Annotated in this window: 9 protein-coding genes and 1 pseudogene; 9 read left to right on the top strand and 1 reads right to left on the bottom strand. The window is 34.4% G+C overall.

Going from position 1 to position 13,441, the window contains the following annotated elements; all coding sequences use genetic code 11:
* The 9 genes from BUB63_RS08525 (at position 1) to BUB63_RS08485 (ending at position 12,733) form a co-directional block, all read left to right on the top strand.
* On the top strand, positions 1-1,500 hold the full coding sequence (locus BUB63_RS08525) for a bifunctional ADP-dependent NAD(P)H-hydrate dehydratase/NAD(P)H-hydrate epimerase (RefSeq protein WP_073249087.1): 1,500 nt from the start codon (positions 1-3) through the stop codon (positions 1,498-1,500).
* Between the two features lie 59 nt (positions 1,501-1,559).
* Positions 1,560-2,174, top strand: a complete 615-nt coding sequence (locus BUB63_RS08520; protein ID WP_073249085.1) for a hypothetical protein — start codon at positions 1,560-1,562, stop codon at positions 2,172-2,174.
* Between the two features lie 10 nt (positions 2,175-2,184).
* Positions 2,185-3,360 carry an alanine racemase gene (gene alr, locus BUB63_RS08515; RefSeq protein ID WP_073249083.1) on the top strand — a complete coding sequence of 392 codons (1,176 nt, stop codon included), beginning with the start codon at positions 2,185-2,187 and terminating at the stop codon, positions 3,358-3,360.
* Positions 3,361-3,695: 335 nt separating this feature from the next.
* Positions 3,696-4,016 carry a CopG family ribbon-helix-helix protein gene (locus BUB63_RS08510; protein ID WP_242826198.1) on the top strand — a complete coding sequence of 107 codons (321 nt, stop codon included), beginning with the start codon at positions 3,696-3,698 and terminating at the stop codon, positions 4,014-4,016.
* Positions 3,976-4,332, top strand: a complete 357-nt coding sequence (locus BUB63_RS08505; RefSeq protein ID WP_073249081.1) for a type II toxin-antitoxin system PemK/MazF family toxin — start codon at positions 3,976-3,978, stop codon at positions 4,330-4,332. The genes BUB63_RS08510 and BUB63_RS08505 overlap by 41 nt, the downstream gene beginning before the upstream one ends.
* Positions 4,333-4,745: 413 nt before the next feature.
* Positions 4,746-9,431, top strand: coding sequence for a CehA/McbA family metallohydrolase (locus tag BUB63_RS08500; RefSeq protein WP_073249079.1), 4,686 nt, complete (start codon positions 4,746-4,748; stop codon positions 9,429-9,431).
* A gap of 340 nt (positions 9,432-9,771) precedes the next feature.
* Entirely contained in the window at positions 9,772-10,602 is an 831-nt protein-coding gene (locus tag BUB63_RS08495; protein ID WP_027309407.1) for a transketolase, read from the top strand.
* The gene (locus BUB63_RS08490) at positions 10,595-11,533 is read left to right on the top strand and encodes a transketolase family protein (RefSeq protein ID WP_073249077.1); all 939 of its coding nucleotides are present in this window, start codon (positions 10,595-10,597) and stop codon (positions 11,531-11,533) included. The genes BUB63_RS08495 and BUB63_RS08490 overlap by 8 nt, the downstream gene beginning before the upstream one ends.
* A 351-nt stretch (positions 11,534-11,884) precedes the next feature.
* The gene (locus BUB63_RS08485) at positions 11,885-12,733 is read left to right on the top strand and encodes a YitT family protein (protein ID WP_073249075.1); all 849 of its coding nucleotides are present in this window, start codon (positions 11,885-11,887) and stop codon (positions 12,731-12,733) included.
* Positions 12,734-13,220: 487 nt separating this feature from the next.
* Here BUB63_RS08485 and BUB63_RS08480 read toward each other — a convergent pair.
* Positions 13,221-13,441, bottom strand: a pseudogene (locus BUB63_RS08480) (transposase); the annotation flags it as partial.

Here is a 13,441-nt window from a genome sequence, read left to right as displayed (position 1 = left end):
ATGAAGGTATCTAAGGCTCAAAATATGAGAAATATTGATAGAAGGGCAATGGAAAAATATAAAATTCCTGGAATAGTGCTTATGGAAAATGCAGCCTGGGCCCTTTTTAAGAGAATAAAGGATAAGGAAGTAAAAAGAGTTGTAGTTGTGTGCGGAGTTGGAAACAATGGAGGAGACGGGTTTGCCCTATCAAGACTTCTTATGATAAACGGTTATGATGTCAGCGTATACCTATTTGGAGATGAAGATAAAATAAAGGGCGATGCAAGAATAAACTATGAAATACTTCTTAATATGGGAGTTTTAATAAAAAAAGAATTAGAGGACTTAAAACAGGAATTAAAGTACTCTGATGTTGCAGTTGATGCCCTATTTGGTACAGGCCTTGATAGGGAAGTTGAGGGAATACATAAGGAGGTAATTGAAGCAATAAACCTTTTTTCAAAATATACAATATCTGTAGATATTCCATCAGGAATAAATTCAGATACAGGTCTTAAGATGGGTTGTGCTGTTTTGGCAAACGAGACAGTAACCTTCGGGACAGCAAAACTTGGCCTTCTTATTAACGATGGAAGAGAACATAGTGGAACTATTTATATAGACAACATTTCAATCCCAAAGGCCTGCATTGATGAAGAGGGACTAAAAATTACAACAAACTATAGTGAGTTTCCCAAAAGCCTTTTAAAAAAAAGACATTTTGACGTAAATAAAGGAAGCTGTGGGAAGGTTGCAGTAATTGGTGGCTGTTTTAATATGTCGGGGGCAGTAACCCTAAGCCTTAAAGCAGCCTTAAGAACAGGAAGCGGACTTGTAACAGGAGTCGTTCAGAGAAGTATTGTTGATAGAATTGCTTCTTTCTTACCAGAGGCAACCTATAGAATTTGCAACGAGAAGGACGGATATCTTCTTTTTACAACAAGAGAACTTGATGAAATAATGCAGAGCTACGATGCTGTTGCAGTTGGTGTTGGGATAGGAAGGAGCAACCATATTACATCCGTAATCTCATATCTACTTGAAAAGTCAACAAAACCATTAATAATAGATGCAGATGGACTAAATATGCTCTGCAGCATAAAGGCGAGGCTTAAAACAAAAAAATGTCAGGTTGTTTTAACTCCCCATCCTGGTGAGTTTTCAAGACTTACAGGCCTTGATGTTGATTATATAAACAAAAATAGAGTAGATGTTGCAGTAAACTTTGCAAAGGAATATGGATGCATACTTCTTTTAAAGGGTGCAAGCACAGTAGTTACAGATGGAGATAGGGTGTATATAAACACCACAGGAAACCCAGGGATGGCAACGGGAGGCTCTGGTGATGTTTTAACGGGAGTAATTCTATCCTTGATAGGTCAAGGCTATACACCCTATGATGCAGCCCTCCTTGGTGCATATCTTCACGGATGTGCTGGAGATTTTGCATATAAAAAGTATGGAAATGGATTAGTCGCCAGTGATATAATAGAATATATAGGACAGGCTATGCTATAGTAATAAATCACCTACAAAAAGAATATTTATAATTGTAGTATTTTTGTAGGTGATTTTTTATGAAAAGACAAATCTCTATTATTTTAATCACAATATTCGCAATATTCATAATTTCCTGTAAAATAACCAAAAAGGACAAAAGTGTTGAGGACTTTATATTAACACTAAATTCATATAAATCTGAAGTAGAAATAGAAATCTACAGCAACAAAGGCACATCAAAGTATAGACAGCTTCAGATATATAAATCCCCAGACAAGGTTAGAATTGAGACATTAGAGCCAGAATTTTTAAAGGGAAAAGTAATGATTTTTAATAATGGAAGGTTTGAGATATATCATCCCTTGATAAACCAAAAGTATGAAGGAGATATAAAGGTAGAGCCAACCTTTATACACCTTGGTATTATTCAAACAAGTTTGATAAAAAATAAAGAATATACAACAACCTATACTATATTAGATGGTATAGAAACAATTAAACTTAGGTTAAAGTTAGAGGGTGATAACATATACAAAAATGAGGCCGTAGTTTATTTTACCAAGAAGGATATTAGACCACTTTACTTTGAAATTTACGACAACAGTGGCACTTTACGATACAGGGCAAAGTTTATAAACTTTGAATGTAACAAAGATATAAAGGATGATGTTTTTACTATCGGTTTAAATTGAAGGGGGAATAATGATGTTAAGGCCCTATTATGCAGAAATTAATCTTGATAGTATAAGAAATAATATAAAAGAAGTAAAAAGGGTTGTTAAGGATAGAAGGGTAATTGGAGTTATAAAGGCAGATGCCTATGGACACGGAGCAGTTGAGGTTGCAAAGGTTTTAAAGGAGGAGGGTGTTGATTTTTTTGCAGTTGCCATAATAACAGAGGCATTAGAGTTAAGGGATGCAAAAATTGAGGATGATATTCTTGTATTAGGCTACACACCAGAGGAATACTTTGAAACTGCAATAAAAAACAACATAACCCTTACAATATATGATGTTAATTTAGCAGAAAAACTTAATTTAGTTGCACAAAAAATGAATAAAAGAGCAAAGGTGCACATAAAAATAGATACTGGTATGGGAAGATTAGGCTTTTTGGTAGGTGAAGAGGCAAAAAGGGATATAAAAAGAATATGTGCCCTTGATAATATTTATGTTGAGGGTATATATTCACATTTTGCTTGTGCAGACCTTATGGATAAAACCTATTCAAAAATTCAGCTTGAAAAGTTTAAATGGATGATTGATGAGATGGAAAAGGAAGGAATAAGCTTTAAAATTAAACATATGGCAAACAGTGCGGCAATAATAGATTTAGAGGAGAGCTACTTTGATGCAGTTCGCCCAGGAATAATGCTCTATGGCTATTATCCCTCCGATGAGGTTGATAAGACAAGGGTAAATCTAATACCTGCAATGAGCCTTAAGGCAAAGGTTGCAATGGTAAAAAAAGTAGACAAGGGTACCTCAATTAGCTATGGACGACAGTATATTGCAGAGAGTGAAAGACTAATTGCAACACTTCCCTTTGGCTATGCAGACGGATTTTCAAGGATACTGTCAGGAAACGCAAAGGTTTTAATAAAGGGAAGAGAAGTCGACGTTGTAGGAAGAATATGTATGGACCAATGTATGGCTGATGTGACAGAGGTTGAGGATGTAAAGATAGGCGATGAAGTTGTTGTGATGGGAAAATCAGGTGACAAAATTATAACAGCAGATACAATAGCACAAAGGCTTGGAACCATAAGTTACGAAGTCCTTTGTATGGTATCAAAACGCGTCCCAAGGATATACAAAAGTGCCACCCAGGTGAAATGTGACATTTTCCAAAAAGCGGAACACCCTGATACTAAGTAATTTTAATAAGCTACAAAAGTAATCTATGTGTGTGTTGTGATAAATGCCACGTAATAAAATGAAAAATTCAAAAACCAAAAAATAGCAATATAGAGTATGTAACATCTTGTGGATAAAATTGTTAAACAGTAAGTTTACCTACAAATAGCTACTTTATAAAGTTGGAGTAGTTTGTAATAAAGTTATCGATGGGAAATATGGTTTTCACATATTATATTATTGCTTAAATTGGGAATAATGATAAAGAGGAATAATGGTTGCAAATAAAGTAAGTTAAGTGCTATAATAAAAGCATTAGAGCCTCGCCTACATAGGTAAATTTAGGGGGTATGATGATGAAAAATAAAAAAATAACAGTGAGCCTCCCCGAGAGCTTACTCGATGAATTTGATAAATTTATAGAATGTGAAAATGGTAAAAATAGAAGTCAATTTATTAAGGAAGCTGTAATATTATATATTAAGGAACATAAAAAGAAAAACATTAGGGAACTTATGAAGAAGGGCTATCAGGAGATGGGTAGCATTAACCTTGAAATTGCAGAATGTGGAATGGACTGCGATTTAAAGGAACTTGCCAAATATGAAGCAGAGCTTGCGGAGAGTGATATATTAGATGGTTCAGGTGGTGAAAAGAGGAGATATATTCTATGCTGATTTAAGCCCTGTTATAGGTTCTGAACAAGGAGGAGTAAGACCTGTACTTATTATACAAAACGATGTAGGTAATAGGTACAGCCCTACAGTAATTGTTGCGGCCATAACCTCACAGATAAACAAAGCAAAACTCCCAACCCACGTTGAGATTTGCTGTGAAGATTATGGACTAACAAAGGATTCTGTTATCCTGCTTGAGCAGGTTAGAACAATAGACAAAAGAAGGCTCAAGGAAAAGATAGGACATATAAATGATGAACTAATGAAAAAGGTAGACGATGCATTACTTATAAGTTTAGGACTTATTGACTTTTAGTGCCACATAGAGCTCCGAAAAAATGATACCTTAAAAATCGCCACCACTATATATAGTATGTTTTTAAAAATAATTTGATTTTTTCGGAGGTCTCCCACCCAGGTGAATTAGGTGAATTGTGACATTTTCCTTTTTATGCAAATAAAGCATAGAAGCATATGCAGAGAAGATAATTAAAAAGTATATTTTTTTTAAAGTGCCAACCAGAAGGTTGGCACTTTTATTTATTTTTTAGCTTTATGACAAAATAGTGCAAAATACAAAAACAAAAGTATATGTAATAAATAAGTAAATTTTTATGAAAATAGAAGGAATTCTTAAAAATATTTAGAATAGAATTATTTAGGAACATAATTTGTATGCGTTGAAGGTACATAAAACTTTTAACAAAAAATTTTAATGGGGGGGTATCAATGATTTCAAAACAAAAATTATTCAAAAAACTGACAGCTTGGTTTATTAGCTTTCTAATGCTTTTTAACATTTTAGGCCTAAACATCCAAGGTTCAGCAGCCCAGACAGAAATTGTTGCAGCGTGGGATTATACATCTACTCCAACAACTTATCCAATACCTGCAACAAGTGGTGTACTTAAGGATACTGCTTTTTTAAGCCATTTTAGAAGTGACAATATAATTCCAAACTACAGTTCAGGCAGTTTATCCATAAATGGATGGGACAACGGTGCAAACACAAAATATTGGCAAATCCAACTTTCAACCAAGGGTTATGAAAACTTAACTTTATCAGCCAAAACACGTTCATCTTCAACAGGTCCTAAAAATTTTAAAGTAATATACAGCATTGACAATGGAGCTACCTGGAATGACGTCCCAAATAGTGATTATGCAATAACAGGCACTACTTTATCATATTATATGCCAACCTTATCATTACCACAGGATGCATCCAATGTTGAAAACCTTATAATAAGATTTATAATGACAAGCAACGCCACAAGTTCATCAACAACAGTAACAGAGGTTGCTCCAACTGGTACAAGTAACATAAACAATATTGTAGTTTCAGGTACTTTAGTAGTTGACGAGGAAACAGTTGCACCTGTAACAGCAACTCCAGAGAGCGGTTCAGAAGTAGCATTAAATTCAAAGGTTGCCCTTTCTTGTGAAACAGAAGGTGCAACAATAATGTATTCAATAAATGATGGCGAATTTGTTCAATATGATAGAGAAAATAAAATTACATTAACACAACTTCCAGCAACAATAAAGGCATATGCAGTTAAAGAAGGAATGAAAAACAGTATAATATCAACCTTCACATACACACAAGGTAAAGTAGCAACAGTTACAGCAAGTCCAAATGGAGGAGCAGTGCTTCCCTTCAAGAAAGTAACACTATCTTGTGAAACTCCAAATTCTATAATTAAATACTCTTTAGATAATGGAGAAACTTGGAATACATATGAAGCTCCAATAACTTTAGCAAATCTTCCAGCAACAATAAAGGCATACGCAACAGCAGAAGGCCTATTGGACAGCTCAATTTCAACATTTAATTTCACAAAAAAGATAAATAGCGAATACAACATATACTTTGGACAAATACATTCACATACAACAAATTCTGATGGCCTTGGTTCATTAGATGACGCATATACTTATGCAAAAAACACTGCAAAGCTTGACTTTTTTGCAGTAACAGACCATTCCAATTCCTTTGACAATGCAAACATATCTTCAATGGCAGATGGATCAAAGAGTACAAAATGGCTAAATGGACATAGTGCTGCAGATAGATATACAGACAGTAATTTTGTTGGTATCTATGCCTTTGAAATGACTTGGTCAAACGGAACAGGCCATATAAATACCTTCAACACTCCAGGTTTTGAAACCCGCGACACAGCAAAATACAAATTGCCAGACGGGTTAAAGCAGTATTACGATGTATTAAAACTATTTCCTGATTCAATTTCACAGTTTAATCATCCAGGACCAACATTTGGCGATTTCAATGATTTTGCATACTATGATCCACAAATAGACAAACTCATAACATTAATTGAAGTAGGTAATGGAGAGGGACCAATAAGAAGCAGTGGATATTTCCCTTCATATGAATATTACACCCGTGCCCTTGATAAGGGATGGCATTTAGCTCCAACAAATAACCAAGACAATCATCTTGGAAACTGGGGAACTGCAAACACAGGAAGAACAGTTGTATTAGCAGACAGCCTAACAAGAGAAAATATATACGATGCAATGAGAAATATGAGGGTATATGCAACAGAAGACAACAATTTAAGGATAAAATACACATTAAATGGAGAAATAATGGGTACGATACTCGATTCAAAACCAGAAAGTGTATATATAAAGGTTGATATAGAGGACCCAGATAATGAACCATTAGGTAAAATATCAGTAATAGCAAATGGTGGAAAGATAGTAGCAACAAAAACTTTAACAACTAATAAAGATGTGGTTGAATTCAATCTTACACCTAACTATTCGTATTACTATATAAGAGTAGATCAAGTTGACAAGGACATAGCAGTTACAGCACCAGTTTGGATTGGAGAAGTTGATAAGGCAGGAATATCAAAAACAACAGCAAGCACAACACTACCTCTTAAGGGTGAGAGCTTTAAGATTACAACAAATTATTTTAACAACGAAAATGTTCCTATGGAAATTACAAGCTTAGTATATTCAATCAATGGTCAAGTAATAAACGAAGCACCACAATTAGAAACAGTTAACCCATTATCAACAGGTTCATATTCCTTTGACTATACACCAGCTTCTGCAGGAAAGTTTAATATTGATGTAAAAATGACAGCAAAGATAAATGGAGTGGAAAAGATTTTTACAGATGTATTAAAAATAGAGGTGGCAGACCCTGCAATAACGACTAAGATTGTGGTAGATGCAACCCACTATAATGACTATGTATATGGTTATTATGCAAACAACCTAAACAACTTTATAACTATAGCAAATAGCAGAAAAATTGCTGTTAATGTAGAGAAAAATAAGCTAACAGATGAAGTTTTAAAGGATGCTCAGCTCTTAGTAGTAACAGCACCTGCAAAGAAGGCAGGAACTGTAAATGGTATACCATATCAACCACAAAGCTTTAGTGATGAAGACCTTCAGGTTATAAAAAGATTTGTTGACAAAGGAGGAAACCTAATAATCTGTGGTATTGCTGACTATCAGGATGGAACAGGTGAATATCAAACATCAACTCAAATGAACAGATTGCTTGAAGCAATAGGTGCAACTACAAGATTTAACAATGATGAAGTAGTTGATGATGTAAATAAAGTAAATAATCAAAACTATAGACTTGCATTTAATAATTATAATTTTGAATCACCTTATTTAAGTGGTGTATCTCCTGAACAAAAATACAGCTTCTACAGCGGATGTTCATTAAATATTGATAATGAAGCATTAGCAACAGGAAAAACAACTTGGCTTGTAAAGGGCTATGATACAACAAGGTCAATAGATTCTAATAAAAACCTTCCTGGCGTTTCGTTACCTCAGGGAAGCGTATATGCCCTTGCTGTAGAAAAGCTGCCAGGCGGCGGAAATATGTTTATTGGTGGAACAGTATTTATATCTGACTTTGAAATAAAGGTTCAGCTTGATAATTCAACACAGCTTCAAAACAGCAACTACAACATAACATTAAATATACTCGACTCCATAAAGAAGGTTATACCTGTAAGTAAAATAAATGCTGTCCGCTCAGGAAACAAAGGCGATATATTCTGCGTAGAGGGTATAGTTACAGCAGGAAAGACTCCTGCAGACAACAGTTTCTTTGATACCTTATACATTCAGGATGAAACAGGAGGAATAAACCTATTCCCAATTTCAAGTTCAGATATAATGGTAGGACAAAGGGTAAGAGCAGTTGGAACTTTAGATGAATATCAAGGAGATTTAGAACTTAGGGTTATTGAATATGAAGTAACAGATACAAATATAAATCCAGTAGAACCAACTTTACTATCAACAAAGGATGCAATGGATAGCAAAAATGGTGGACTTCTTGTAAAGGTCATAGGTACAGTTACAAGGATGGATGCACAAAACATTTATGTTGATGACGGTAGTGGTGAGGCACGTATATTTGTTGATGGATATATAGGTGATGGAAGTGGAGATGAATCAAAGAAGGGTAAATGGGATGAAAGAATTACTGTAGGCAGCAGGATAAGTGCAGTAGGATTAGCCTCCGTAGATCCAAATGGGCCAAGATTAAGGGTTAGAAATGTTAGCGAGATAGTATTTCTTGAACCAGCAAAAATTAGTGTAAGTGGAATAAGTCTAAATACAACAAGCAAGGTAATAAATATTGGAGAAAGCTTTAATTTAATTGCTACAGTTGTGCCAAGCAATGCAACAAATAAAGATATAGTTTGGCAATCAAGCAACGAAAGTGTTGCAAAAGTAGATGCAAGTGGAAAGGTAACTGCAGTAGAAGTAGGATATGCTGAAATAACAGCAAAGACAGTAGATGGTGGATTTACAGCAAGCTGTAAAGTTTATGTAGGAATATCAGCACCAACAAACTTAAAAGCAGAATCAATTTCTCATAACAGTATAAAAATAAGTTGGAAACCAGTGCAAGGGGCAAGTGGATATGAAGTATACAGAGCAACATATAGTACAGGTATCTATCTATATATAGGTAGAACTACAAGTACAAGTTGTATTGATTCAAAGTTAGTTACAAACAAAACGTATTATTACAAAGTAAGGGCTTACAGGATAGTAGGAAAGATAAAAGTATACAGTGGTTTTTCAGAAGTAGTTAGTGTAAAACCAATACTTCCAATTCCAACACATTTAAAAGCAACACCAATTTCATTTAATAAGATAAAAATAAGCTGGAAACCAGTACAAGGAGCAAGTGGATATGAAATATATAGAGCAACATCAAGGATAGGAATATACTCATATTTAGAGAAAACATCAGGTACAGTATACATTAATTCAAGACTTGTAAGAAACAAAACATATTATTATAAAGTAAGGGCATACAAGATAGTAGGCAGAATAAAGGTTTATAGTGGTTATTCAGAAATAGTAAAGTGCCACCCAGGTGAAATGTGACATTTCCATTAGCTGTAAAAAAGTAAATTTAAATGTACCTATAGAGAAGATAGCTAAAGAACAATTTTTGCAAAGTGTCAACCACTCGGTTGGCACTTTTATTTTGTATAATATAAAAGGTATGAATTAGACTACTCTTTTGTAATGTAATTAAATGCATCTAATGGTGTTTATTTACTTTTTGTTCAATATGCGTATAAATTTATTATTAAAAAAATTAAAAATTGTCAAGGCAAAAATAGTGTGTATTTTGTCAAAATATGTGCTATAATATTTGTGCGGTTAGAAAAATAAGCCTTATGGCATAATAAATATAAAGACCAAAAGGAGGGAATGTGTGATGAATAGAGACATCAACAAACTAAAAGAAATAGCAGTTGAAGTTAGAAAAAACATCATAAAGATGCTAACTGAATCTCAATCAGGACACCCAGGTGGCTCACTTTCAGCAGTTGAAATCCTAACATCACTATACTTTAGTGAAATGAAGGTTGACCCAAACAATCCAAAATGGGAGGATAGAGACAGATTCATCTTATCAAAGGGACATGCAGCACCAGTTCTATATGCAGTTCTTGCAGAAAAGGGCTTCTTTGACAAGTCAGAGCTTATGACTCTAAGAAAGATTGACTCAAATCTTCAAGGACACCCAAGCATAAAGAACACTCCTGGTGTAGATATGTCAACAGGTTCATTAGGTCAAGGACTTTCTGTTGCAAATGGAATGGCACTTGCAGGAAAGCTTGACAACAAAGATTACAGAGTATACATCCTTTTAGGAGATGGAGAACTTGAAGAAGGTCAAGTTTGGGAAGCAGCAATGACAGCAGCACACTATAAGCTTGATAATGTAACAGCATTTGTAGATTTCAATGGACTACAAATCGATGGTCCTTGTACACAAGTTATGAATGTAACTCCAATTGCAGATAAGTTTAGAGCATTTGGATGGAATGTAATTGAAATAGATGGACACGATTACAATCAAATATTTGATGCAATAGATAAGGCAAAATCTACAAAGGGAATGCCAACTATGATAGTTGCAAAAACTGTAAAGGGTAAGGGTGTATCCTTTATGGAAAACCAAGTAGGCTGGCACGGAACAGCACCAAGCAAAGAACAATGCGAACAGGCACTACAAGAGTTAGGAGGTGCAATAAATGGCTAATTTAGCAACAAGAGAAGCATATGGAAAGGTACTTGTGGAACTTGGTAAGGAAAACAAAAATATAGTTGTTTTAGATGCAGACCTTTCAAAATCAACAAAAACAGCTGATTTTGCAAAGGCATTTCCAGAGAGATTCTTCAACGTTGGTATAGCAGAGGCAGACCTTATTGGAACAGCAGCAGGACTTTCAACCTGTGGAAAGATTCCTTTTGCAAGCACATTTGCTATGTTTGCAGCAGGAAGAGCCTTTGAACAAATAAGAAACTCAGTCTGCTATCCAAAACTAAATGTAAAGATTGCAGCAACCCATGCAGGACTTACAGTTGGTGAAGACGGTGCATCACACCAATCAGTTGAAGATATAGCAATAATGAGAAGTATACCAAATATGACAGTAATATGCCCAGCAGACGATGTTGAAACAATGGCAGCAGTTAAGGCAGCAAGCGAATATTATGGACCTGTTTATATAAGACTTGGAAGATCATCAGTTCCAACAATAAACGACAGACCAGAATACAAGTTTGAAATAGGAAAGGCTGTTTTATTAAAGGAAGGTAAGGATGTTTCAATATTTGCAACAGGGATAATGGTAAGTGAAGCACTAAAGGCAGCAGAAGAACTTCAAAAGGAAGGAATAGATGCTGAAGTTATAAACATCCATACAATAAAGCCAATTGATGAAGAGGCTGTTGTAAACTCAGTTAAAAAGACAAAGGCAGCAGTAACTTGCGAAGAACACAACATAATAGGTGGACTTGGAAGTGCTGTTTGCGAAGTCTTATCAGAAAAGTGCCCAGCAGTTGTAAAGAGAGTGGGTATAAAAGATACATTTGGTGAATCAGGAAAGCCAGCAGAACTTCTTAAGAAGTATGGATTAACAAAAGATGAAATAATAAAGGCTGCAAAGGAAGCAGTAGCAGCAAAATAAAAAAGTGTCACCCAGGTGAAATGTGACATTATCCATAAAATGTAAACAATACCACCCAAGATAGATGCGGAAGGCCACAACTGCCACGCATTACGCTTGGGTGGTTTAATTTTTGCTCCTAATATGTATAAACGATGAAAAAACAAGAATATTAACATTAAGTGAATAAAATAGAATTTCTGAATTTTATTAATCAAACTACTGTGCATACTTATCTAAAATAGAGAAAAACACAAAAAATATACAATCATTGCATAAAACGAAAGGCATTGAATTTGCTTTATTTGTGGCAAAATGATAAAATGAATATGCAGAATTGGAACGACATTACCAATAGGAAGGAGGAATAATATGAAGAAGGCAATAAAGGAATACATTTTAATTACCCTTGGAATCTTTTTAGTTGCTGTTGGTATATACTACTTTTTAGTTCCAAGCAACCTTGCAGCAGGTGGAGTGAGCGGACTTGCAATAGTTATAAACAAATTTTTCCCTGCAATTCCTGTTGGACTTTTAATGCTTGGTATGAACATAATCCTATTTATAATCGCATTTATAGTAATAGGCAGCAATTTTGGTGCAAAAACAATCTATTCAAGCCTTGGTCTTTCAGGAATGATTTGGGTATTAGAAAAGCTATACCCAATTTCACAGCCTATAGTTGACGATTTACTATTACAGCTTTTATTTGGTATATTAATCTCGGGTATAGGTATGGGAATTTTATTTAACCAAAATGCTTCAACAGGTGGTACAGACATAATAGCAAAGATTATAAATAAATTCTTCCATATTGATATTGGAAAATCGCTTCTATTATCAGACTTTTTAATAACACTTGCAGCAGGCTTAACCTTTGGACCTAAGATAGGTATGTATGCACTTTTAGGAGTTGTAATAAACGGACTCGTCATAGATAATGTAATTCAAGGCTTAAACGTATGCAAGCAGGTAACAATAATTAGTTCAAAGAGTGAACAAATCAAAAAATATATAATAGAAGAGCTTGGAAGAGGGGTAACCATATTTGACGGCAGAGGTGCCTTTACAGGAGAAAAAAAGGAAGTTTTAATGACTATAATTAGCAGAAAGGAATTCATTAAACTTAGGGAATATATAAAGGAGCTTGACAAGAGAGCCTTTATAAGCGTAAGCAATGTACACGAAGTCTTAGGTGAAGGATTTACTGAACTTGAATAAAGGGATATTATATCAATAATATTGCAGGCTGTTAAAAAAGTTATGCTTTGATTAGCCCCATGAAGGATTTCTTAGGCATTTGTTCATTTTGCTAAGCAATTCTAATCTTTTCTTTGTTTGAAAAAGTCCTACCATCGCGATACCATCGTCTTGATGGCCGCTTGATTCGGAACGTCCTATGCCGAATTACGGATTTTTTCTACGTCTAAACCTAAGAATTGCTAAAGCTTATGAAATATGCCATTTCGAAATCCTTTCATGGGCATTTTTTATATTTTATCTAACAAGTGGGTTTGTCAATAATTCAAATATTATATCAGAGATTTCGCAGTAAAATTCCAGTAGAATTTTTATTTTTACTGAAATTATATCTTATTACATCTTATTGAATAAATGGTATTCCGCCATCCCTGTAGATTATAAAAATAGTTATAACTCCCCCTACCCCAAGAAATTTAAATAATTAATTTCCAATTTTATTGTTGCATTAAGTTTTTTCAAATACTGGGTTATTCCAGGTATCTTCTATTGTAAATCTCTCATCTCTTATATCCTCAATAATATTTATTTGAAGCATTCTTTTCTTTCTAAAACCTCTAATACATCTAAAAAAATATAACTGCATAAGATTAAATGCTATAATTATAAACATTAGCACTGTTTCTACGCCCGTAGGGCTATGAAGAAAGCAATGGTCTAAATGCCATC

Origin of the sequence: Caloramator proteoclasticus DSM 10124, assembly GCF_900129265.1 — a bacterium.
Taxonomy (GTDB): domain Bacteria; phylum Bacillota; class Clostridia; order Clostridiales; family Caloramatoraceae; genus Thermobrachium; species Thermobrachium proteoclasticum.
The sequence above is the reverse complement of the archived record's forward strand: the minus strand, read 5'-3'. Positions and strand labels throughout refer to the sequence as shown.

Coding starts and splice junctions, on each gene's coding strand:
- BUB63_RS08500 (WP_073249079.1), top strand. CDS start 4,746: ATGATTTCAAAACAAAAATTATTCAAAAAACTGACAGCTTGGTTTATT.
- BUB63_RS08490 (WP_073249077.1), top strand. CDS start 10,595: ATGGCTAATTTAGCAACAAGAGAAGCATATGGAAAGGTACTTGTGGAA.
- BUB63_RS08510 (WP_242826198.1), top strand. CDS start 3,696: ATGAAAAATAAAAAAATAACAGTGAGCCTCCCCGAGAGCTTACTCGAT.
- BUB63_RS08520 (WP_073249085.1), top strand. CDS start 1,560: ATGAAAAGACAAATCTCTATTATTTTAATCACAATATTCGCAATATTC.
- alr (WP_073249083.1), top strand. CDS start 2,185: ATGATGTTAAGGCCCTATTATGCAGAAATTAATCTTGATAGTATAAGA.
- BUB63_RS08525 (WP_073249087.1), top strand. CDS start 1: ATGAAGGTATCTAAGGCTCAAAATATGAGAAATATTGATAGAAGGGCA.
- BUB63_RS08495 (WP_027309407.1), top strand. CDS start 9,772: ATGAATAGAGACATCAACAAACTAAAAGAAATAGCAGTTGAAGTTAGA.
- BUB63_RS08485 (WP_073249075.1), top strand. CDS start 11,885: ATGAAGAAGGCAATAAAGGAATACATTTTAATTACCCTTGGAATCTTT.
- BUB63_RS08505 (WP_073249081.1), top strand. CDS start 3,976: ATGGTTCAGGTGGTGAAAAGAGGAGATATATTCTATGCTGATTTAAGC.